The organism is Colwellia sp. KS18-150 (assembly GCF_057551365.1).
On sequence record NZ_BAAJMC010000038.1, the window covers coordinates 1 to 8,453 of the forward strand.

Below are 8,453 nucleotides of genomic sequence, written 5' to 3' on the forward strand. Positions count from 1 at the left end.
AAATTTGTTCTATTAGATCATGATTGTTTATATCTTTAATACTCTAATTTTACTGATATATATTTTATAAGAAGTATTGCGAAGGTTGGCTATGTTTGGGCACAAAATACATTATATTTCATTCATTATATTTCACGTTATTTTTTCTAACTACACTCATGCCTCAATTGAGAAAAACACCTCTATTGATCAAGATAGCGCACAAGCTTATATAAATTATGCCATTAGCAAAAAAAACTCTGACCTTGATGCCGCCGCCTCATCGTTAGAACATGCTTATTACTTAGCTAAAAAAAATAATAATAAAGACATAATAGCTAAAATAGTCTTAGAGCAAGCTCAAATAGCTAAGCTACAAAAGAATTACTTTTTAGCCCAAAAATACTTATCCAAAGCGGAAACATTAATTCCCCCTCTAAACAATGCTCAACTATCAGTAAAGTTTTTGACGCAAATGTCCACGATCCAAAGGTATTTAAATAAATATCAAGATAGCCTTCATTATGTACAAAGTGCTATAGCAATAGCACGAGAGAGCCGTGAACCAACTCTTATTTTTATGTGTCTACAAATCAAGGGAACATTATTGCTCAATATGAAGCGTTATGACGATGCTATTACGTCATATTTATCAGCGCAACGCTATATGGATTCTGAGAGCTTATTAAACAAAATAGAATTATTTCGTGATACGGCTAATGCTTATAACAAAGCCAATGAATATCAATCTAGTATTAAATATTACAAAAAAACATTATCAATTATAGATGATTCAACTGCCGCTGAAATAAAGTTACACACCTTAACAGAAATAGCCAAAACTCACGCCAAAATTGCTGAGTATTCTCCCGCCTTAGAAAATGCAAAGCTTTCATTAAAGCTTGCGAGAGTAGAAGAGAACAATGAACATATTTTAAAAAACTTAATTGTACTTTCAACCATTTACCGAAAGATATCTAGTTATGAATCAGCCTTATCTTCCGCCTTAGAGGCGATAAAAATATATCAAAATATTAATGACAATGACGGTCTCGCCGCTGCCGCTAATGCCATAGGTCTTGTTTACATACATTTAGGTCAAACTGAACAGGCTAAAAGTTACTTTTCTCAAGTAATCGATCTGCCAAGTAATAAAATTAAAACAAAATACCGAGCCGCAGCATTAAGAAGTTTAGGGAAATTAATGTTTGCTACCTCACAGGACAGTCAAGGACTAAAGTTATCGAATCAGGCTCATAATCTCTACGAAAAAATAGGTGATACTAAAGGTGTAGCTACAGTACAAAAAAATATTGGCTATATTTATTATAAAATGGGACTAATAGATGAGGCCGTTCACTCATACAATTTAGCTAACGATCTTTTTCAAAAACTTAATGACATGTGGAATGAAGCTGAAACAAAGGCCTACTTGTCCACAGCCTTACTTAATGTCGATACAGAACAGTCAATTTCCTTAGCCCTTAATAGTTTACAATTAGCACTTGATATTGGAGCTAAATCAATCGCAGAACAAGCTTATGGCATATTAATTCTCGCAGAAGAAAAAAACAAAAATTATAAACAAGCGTTAAATTACGTAAAAAAAAGAGAGTTATTAAGCAATGAGATCAGAACTGACGCCATTAATAAACGTTCTGCAGAAATACACATTATTTTGGATGTTGAAAAAAAAGAAAGGGCCTATGAAAGGCTCAAGCGTGAAAAAGCTATTATTTCATTAGAATTAGAAAACAAAAAAAGTCGATTAACTTTACTTGAAAAAGAAAAAGAAATTACCGATTTACAAGCTCAAAATACAGTAATTATTTTCAGTGTCATCGTTATCATATTTATTCTTATCTTAAAGTTTTTTAAAATAAAGCATATATCAACTCGCTTGCCATTAGTTATATCAACTACTGTAATTTTTAGCTTATTATTATATTCGGTAAATTCTTATAGTATTGACATAATTAAGCTAACTCAAAGTGGCTCCTCACTAGATAATCGCCCCAAATACACTAGAGCAATCCTTAAACAAGCACTTGAATTTAGTAGTAAAAAATACGGCCCCTATGAAATTCAAATAATAAATCGGCATCTAACAAATTCTGAAGAGATATGGAGAGTCCATGAGGGTAATTACATCAATTTAACCATGGCAATGACCTCTCCCGATTGGGAATATTTAGCACTACCTATTAGGATCCCAATTCGCAGAGGGATTGGCAGTTACCGATTACTTACTATAAACAAGTTAAATAAAGACAAATTTACTTCCGTAAATACGGTACAAGACTTAAAGTCACTCTCCATTGGCTTACAAACTGAATGGATCTTAAATGATTTACTCAAAGAAGAAGGGTTTATAACGGTAGAAAGTTCATCATACGATGGGGTATTTAGAATGCTTGATAACCAACGTTTTGATTTTACGCCACGAGGTGTTCACGAGGCTTATGATGAAATATCAATTCGTCAAAACTTATTAAAAAACTTAATGATAGAGCCAAAACTTGCGATATATATTCCCCAACCTTATTATATTTTTGTTTCACCTAAATACCCTAAAATTGCCGAAAGAATAGAATATGGTTTAGAGGAAATGATCTTAACTGGCGAATTACAAAGAATGTTCAATGAACATTATGCTGGGTTCATAAAAAATGCCAACCTGGCTAGCCGCACCATTCTTAATATAGAGAACAAATACTTAACAAATAAAACTCCTATAAACCGTAAGGAGCTTTGGATAAAGTTTGATATTGAAAATGGTCGCTAAGGTATCAACGCAAACTATTTCAATTAAGTAAGATATATTTCAAAAATGTTATTTGGTCTATTAATATTCAATTCATTTAGTGGTCGTGAATATCATTTTAAAGTAATCAACCTATACGCTAGCAGCGATATCTTGTTTGGCTAATTCAGTAATCAAATTACTAACTCTCGACAATAATCCTCGAATGGATTTTCCTTGAGCGTGCTGCGATTCAACCAACTTAATACAGCTATCAACTAACAAATCACTATAGGCAAAGCCGATCAGGGCGACTATTTTGACCATACTAACTTCATCAAGCATCTTGCTAGTTTCATCTTGTTGTTCGTAAACTATATTGACTAACTCGATGGTACTGACAAGTTTTTCCATCTGCGGAGTTAATTTAACTAATGATTTTGCTCTTTTACTTACCGCTTTATCAACTAGCTCTTGGCTAGCAACTAAATTTTGACGAAGGTTTTTTCGAACTCGAGCTGACTTACGCTTAACAACCTTTCGCTCCATCGACTCATCAAATGTAAACTCGCTGTCAACAAACTTACCGATATTGGTAACACTTAATCGCTCAGACATTATTGCTGCAGATTTAGCGGTTTTTCGAGTAAAATCTCGATAATCTTCAGCAAAGCCGTGTGTAGAAATACACTGCGCTAAATCCAATATCAAAGCGTCAGTTTTACCTTTAAAGGCGCGTAAACATCTGCCAATAATCTGTAAATATAACCTTAGAATTTTTGTCGGCCTAGCTAAAACAACACAATCAGTGGCGGGATCATCAAACCCTATGGTTAACATTGACATATTAATGATTAATCTAACTTCATTAGACTTGTATCTTCGTATGCTTTCATCATTATCAACCGTCGAGCGTTTTGAGTGAACTAACTCATGCTCAACACCGAGTAAATCAAAAGCCTCTGATAACGACTCTACGTGTTTAATGGAGTTAGCGAACAGCATTACTTTGCGTCCATGAACTAATGCATCATTGACGGTTTGCTGGGCAACCAAAGAACAGTGCTCTAGTAATATGCAGTCTAAGCCTGAAACACTAAAGTCGCCTCGATACATTTTAACAGCGCTGTAATCTATCTCTTGCGATAAGCTGGGAACTTTATAAACTGGCTTGGCTAACTCACCTAATTCGATTAATTGTTTTGTCGTGGTCTCTTCTATCAAAATCATCGACTTATCAATATAAACACCTAATCTATCAATAGGTGTCGCAGTCAGGCCTATAATTAAATCTGGGGCTAGCTCTTCGCGCATTGCAATATAAACACCGCCCATACAACCGACATGATACTCATCACGTAATAAGACATCACACGCTATATTAAGGTGCTTTCTACGAGCAAATGACTGCTCCATGACTAAAGTCACATCACCACCAGGAATATATTTGTAGCCCGACTTAACAACACTGACCGTTAGCCCATTAACCGTGAGGGTATTTAATAACTGAGGAATTAATGCCGCATTACGAAGACTAACAACAACTTTTTTGTCAGACATCGCTTGGCATAACTTAAGTATACAGATACTTTTACCGCCACCTGTCGGTAGTGCGATAATAGAATTTGCTCCTGCACGAATTGCCTTATTGACACTATTAACCTGATAATGTTTTTCTAATATCTGCATGCCATACTACTCGGACTTTTTCCTACTGGCCTGATAAAACCAATTAATGAACAACATAAGCTCGCTGTAAAATGTACACAAAGTGCAATTCAAATCTTACGAGAAACAGTACATTATACACAAACTAATTTAATATGCAGAACGACGTGTTTTCGTCTATATTTTCGACGTCAATAAAGTGTAGTTAAATCCTTTTAATACAAAAATTTAAAAATAATAAAATAAATTTGAACTAATCTAAAAAATAGCGCTCTTACTTAACAGTAATGTTATTCCCTTAGTGTTTCATGTTTGTTTTATGCCCTTATCTTTATAAGGGCATTTTTTTTGCTTTTTTTACCTAAACACAATAACAATAACAATAATGTTATTCCCGCTCTTATTAGATAAGTTTCATGTTTGTTTTATGCCCTTATCTTTATAAGGGCATTTTTTTTGCTTTTTTTACCTAAACACAATAACAATAACAATAATGTTATTCCCGCTCTTATTAGGTAAGTTTCATGTTTGTTTTATACCCTTATCTTTATAAGGGCATTTTTTCTAAGTTTTCTAAGTTTTCTAAGTTTTCTAAGTTTTCTAAGTTTTCTAAGTTTTCTAAGTCATAGTAATAACAACAATGTTATCCCCACACTTATTAGATAAGCTTCATGTTTGAGAGTAATGACTAAAAAATGTTACGAAACTTTTCTCTAGACAGCTAAACATTGCTTATTGGCGAACTGGTCGTTAACCTAATAATAAATCATAACAAGATAAAATAAGATAATGTCCATAGCTTTCCAAAGAGCACTCGCCACTTGCTGTTTATTAACCTTAACTTTACCCAGTAGTCTTTTTGCTCAAGAGCATGAGTTAGGCACATTACCACCACCGAGAAAACTAACAACTCAGCAAGCTGAAGTTGCTGAAAAAAATTATCAAAAGTATTGCTCCTTGTGTCACGGAGCTGACAGACAAGGTCATGTTAATGATCATGCGCCTTCGTTGCGCAGTAAAAGCTTATTTGAATCTGGAGTGCCCCACGCAATTTTAAGGCCCATGTCATATGGTAGAAAAGGTACTGCTATGGGTGGGTATCTCGATGAAATAGGTGGCCCCATGACCTTGGATGAAACCTGGAATTTAACCTATTGGTTATTTGAACAGGCCGGTGTTCAACGATTAAAACTGTCTACTAAGCCCGTTCATGGAGATATAAAACGTGGCGAACAAGCCTATTTAGAAAATTGCACCAGTTGTCATGGTGTAAATGGTGAAGGGATAACAGCTCCAGCTTTGGGAAATCAATCTGCATTAGCGCACAACACCGATGAGTTTATTCGACATGCGATACAAAATGGTCGACAAGATACTCCTATGCAAGCCTATAAAGATAAGTTATCAGCGGAAGATATCAATAATATTACTGCCTTTTTACGCAGTAAATCATTAGGTTGGAAAGAAGAAAAAACGATTTTAAAAGCACTACCAAGTCCTGAAAATTACGTTATCAACAAAGAAGGTGAAGATCCAAATTTCTCCCTTAAAGATGATATGTACATTTCATCCGAAGAATTAAGTAAGGCATTATTAGCAAAAAATAAAATGGTCTTACTTGATACACGTGTGCCTTCGGTATGGCAAACCGCGCATATAGAGGGTTCTATTCCTTTTCCTTATTACGCAGATTTAGATGAGACCGTGGCAGGTATTCCTAAAGATGTGCAAATTATTGCTTATTGCTCGTGCCCTCGCGCAGCGGCAGATCACACCATTAATAAATTAAGGAATCGTGGTTACACGCGAACCGCAGTGTTATGGGAAGGTATATTTGGTTGGATGAACCAAGGCTACCCGGTAATGCGAGGAGATATTGAGAATATTGATGAGCGATGATGAGCCAGCAGTAACTTAAAAATTACAGATCTCTCATTTAGTCACATTGTGCATTGATAAAATATATTCAGATAAGTCGATGCCAATAGCATTTACTTTAATCTCGTTCTGTTTTAGCAACCACTGTTTCTCTGGGATTTCCCCTAAACTTAACAGTAAAACAATATTCTTATAATTTTCAAATTCTACTAATGCAATACCAGCAAAATATTTATTGCAAAGGCGCAATATTTTTAAAATTTGTTCTTCACTTTCCGGCTCTATATTTAAACTAACAACACCATGCTGATTTAAATTTTTACTCAGAAGTTGATAAAAAGAGTCTTCATTAATGCAAGGTAAGTTATTTTGACCACTAAAAATATCACATATAATGAAATTAAAAGGCTTTGAATTATTTGCCAGATACTCTTCTGCCGATTGGCAATGCACTTTTGTATGCTCTGGCAAATAAAAGTATTCTCTTGCCATAGCATTCACTTGAGGTGATTTCTCAACCGAGGTGAGGTTTATTTCCGGATGAACTCTAAAAAAACGTTCAAAAACACCACTTCCCATACCTAAATTCAATACAGTATTTAAGTGATTCTGCCAAAGTAAAGGGAGCAACATCGCCTGGCAAACAGGCATTACCACTTGCTGGTTATCATTTTTATTCATCACCGACTGCAAAGAGTCATCATCAAATCTGAACCATCGATAGTGTTTAGATTCTCTAACTTCGAGCTGACTTCCTTCGATACTTTTAGAGAATATCAATTGTCCGCCATCAGCTTTTAGTGTTAATAAATTCATGTAATTATTGGTTTTGGTTGTCATGCCTATATTAAATAGCATGAGTAAACTTATGACAATAATGTTCTTCAATACATCAATGATGAAGTAAACACTAAAAACTATAGTTAAATCGTAGTTAACATATCAAAAATATCAAACAAGTAGCCTGCTTATGGATAGCAGGCTCTGTTGATGTTTTCTAGTACACAAGAGTTTTCCCTCCTGGGGGGATGGGTTAAAAGATTAAGCTTGATATAATAAAGCTAGAAAATCTTTAGACTCATTTAAGTTGGTAAATTCAAATAAGCGTGAACCTGATTGATCTTTAATGGCAACATTTAATTTGTTAACCGAAATAGATACCACGGGTGACGTGATTGAAAATACTTTACCTTTATAGGTATAAGACATAATAGTACTCCTTTAAAAACACGCGAACTTTAATTGGAAGCACCAATAAAATACACGTAGATAAAAAGTAAAATTATTATTAATAATAATTAAAACGTTCGCGTTTAGCGTACCGTTTAACTTGTTAGGCTATTAGCCCTGATAAGCGAAAAATAACAATTAAACTTTCTGCTGAGGTGATGACTAACTGTGAAAGGGAAAGACAAAACACTTATTATCACTGAGGATAAATCGTTAAATATATAAGGCGAGGATAAATAACGGCGACAATTTAATGTATATAGCGGAAAAAGTAAACACTTTTTTTGATTTATTCATGAGTGAAATTGTTAAACAAGGGTGCTCTAAGTAAAAAAATGCCTAATTCCTAGCAATTAATGCCGTTAACATCTTCGCCAACCGGTTAATTTTAACATTCGATAACTGTCGATAATCAAAATATGGGCAAACAACCACTTTATGATATGTATCAATGGCAAACTCTTCATCTAACCATGTAAATTCGGCTTTTAATTGCCCTGAGTTAAGTAAATGCTTGGCATAAGTTCTGCCACAAATAATATGTAGAGTATTGTTATTTCCATTCAAATTGGGAGGACTGAATAATAGTGCTGTATTACTGTTTGGCTGTAATAAATGATTATCACGATACTGTTGCCAACTAGGCTCTAACTCAGTAAAAGAAAAATACTCTTTTGGCAGCGCATATAAAAGTTTAGCGTACACATTGAAGACTTTGCGCCAGCCATTACCACAAGCTTGACCAATAGCTGAAACTTCACCGCTAGTCAGAGCATTAACTTGTGTTAAGCCTTTATATTCTGGCATAGCAGGAGTATTAGCGATATACACCGCAATAGTAAATTTTTGACAACCTAAACCGAACAATACTTATTTCCTATCGCTGAATTAACAGAGTCTAACTTCAAGGAATCGCTATAGTAAATGATTCATGGACGATTAACACGGAACTATT

Annotated in this window: 6 protein-coding genes; 2 read left to right on the top strand and 4 right to left on the bottom strand. The window is 34.5% G+C overall.

The annotated features are described in order from the left end of the window. Positions 1 to 91 precede the first annotated feature (91 nt). On the top strand, positions 92 to 2,764 hold the full coding sequence (locus AC27IF_RS20085; protein ID WP_487056135.1) for a hypothetical protein: 2,673 nt from the start codon (positions 92 to 94) through the stop codon (positions 2,762 to 2,764). A 111-nt stretch (positions 2,765 to 2,875) separates the two neighbouring features. Here AC27IF_RS20085 and AC27IF_RS20090 read toward each other — a convergent pair whose 3' ends face one another. After that, on the bottom strand, positions 2,876 to 4,411 hold the full coding sequence (locus AC27IF_RS20090) for a DEAD/DEAH box helicase (protein ID WP_487056136.1): 1,536 nt from the start codon (positions 4,409 to 4,411) through the stop codon (positions 2,876 to 2,878). 768 nt (positions 4,412 to 5,179) lie between these two features. On the opposite strand from AC27IF_RS20090, the gene AC27IF_RS20095 reads away from it, so the two are divergent. After that, entirely contained in the window at positions 5,180 to 6,289 is a 1,110-nt protein-coding gene (locus AC27IF_RS20095) for a c-type cytochrome (RefSeq protein ID WP_487056137.1), read from the top strand. Between the two features lie 33 nt (positions 6,290 to 6,322). Here AC27IF_RS20095 and AC27IF_RS20100 read toward each other — a convergent pair whose 3' ends face one another. From AC27IF_RS20100 to AC27IF_RS20110, 3 genes are all read right to left on the bottom strand, one after another. After that, positions 6,323 to 7,126, bottom strand: a complete 804-nt coding sequence (locus tag AC27IF_RS20100) for a class I SAM-dependent methyltransferase (protein ID WP_487056138.1) — start codon at positions 7,124 to 7,126, stop codon at positions 6,323 to 6,325. A gap of 183 nt (positions 7,127 to 7,309) precedes the next feature. Then, on the bottom strand, positions 7,310 to 7,477 hold the full coding sequence (locus AC27IF_RS20105; protein ID WP_487056139.1) for a hypothetical protein: 168 nt from the start codon (positions 7,475 to 7,477) through the stop codon (positions 7,310 to 7,312). Positions 7,478 to 7,837: 360 nt separating this feature from the next. Then, a complete protein-coding gene (locus AC27IF_RS20110; RefSeq protein WP_487056140.1) occupies positions 7,838 to 8,365 on the bottom strand; it encodes a DUF6942 family protein in 528 nt (175 codons plus the stop codon). Between the last annotated feature and the right edge of the window lie 88 nt (positions 8,366 to 8,453).

Coding starts and splice junctions, on each gene's coding strand:
- AC27IF_RS20085 (WP_487056135.1), top strand. CDS start 92: ATGTTTGGGCACAAAATACATTATATTTCATTCATTATATTTCACGTT.
- AC27IF_RS20090 (WP_487056136.1), bottom strand. CDS start 4,411: ATGCAGATATTAGAAAAACATTATCAGGTTAATAGTGTCAATAAGGCA.
- AC27IF_RS20095 (WP_487056137.1), top strand. CDS start 5,180: ATGTCCATAGCTTTCCAAAGAGCACTCGCCACTTGCTGTTTATTAACC.
- AC27IF_RS20100 (WP_487056138.1), bottom strand. CDS start 7,126: ATGCTATTTAATATAGGCATGACAACCAAAACCAATAATTACATGAAT.
- AC27IF_RS20105 (WP_487056139.1), bottom strand. CDS start 7,477: ATGTCTTATACCTATAAAGGTAAAGTATTTTCAATCACGTCACCCGTG.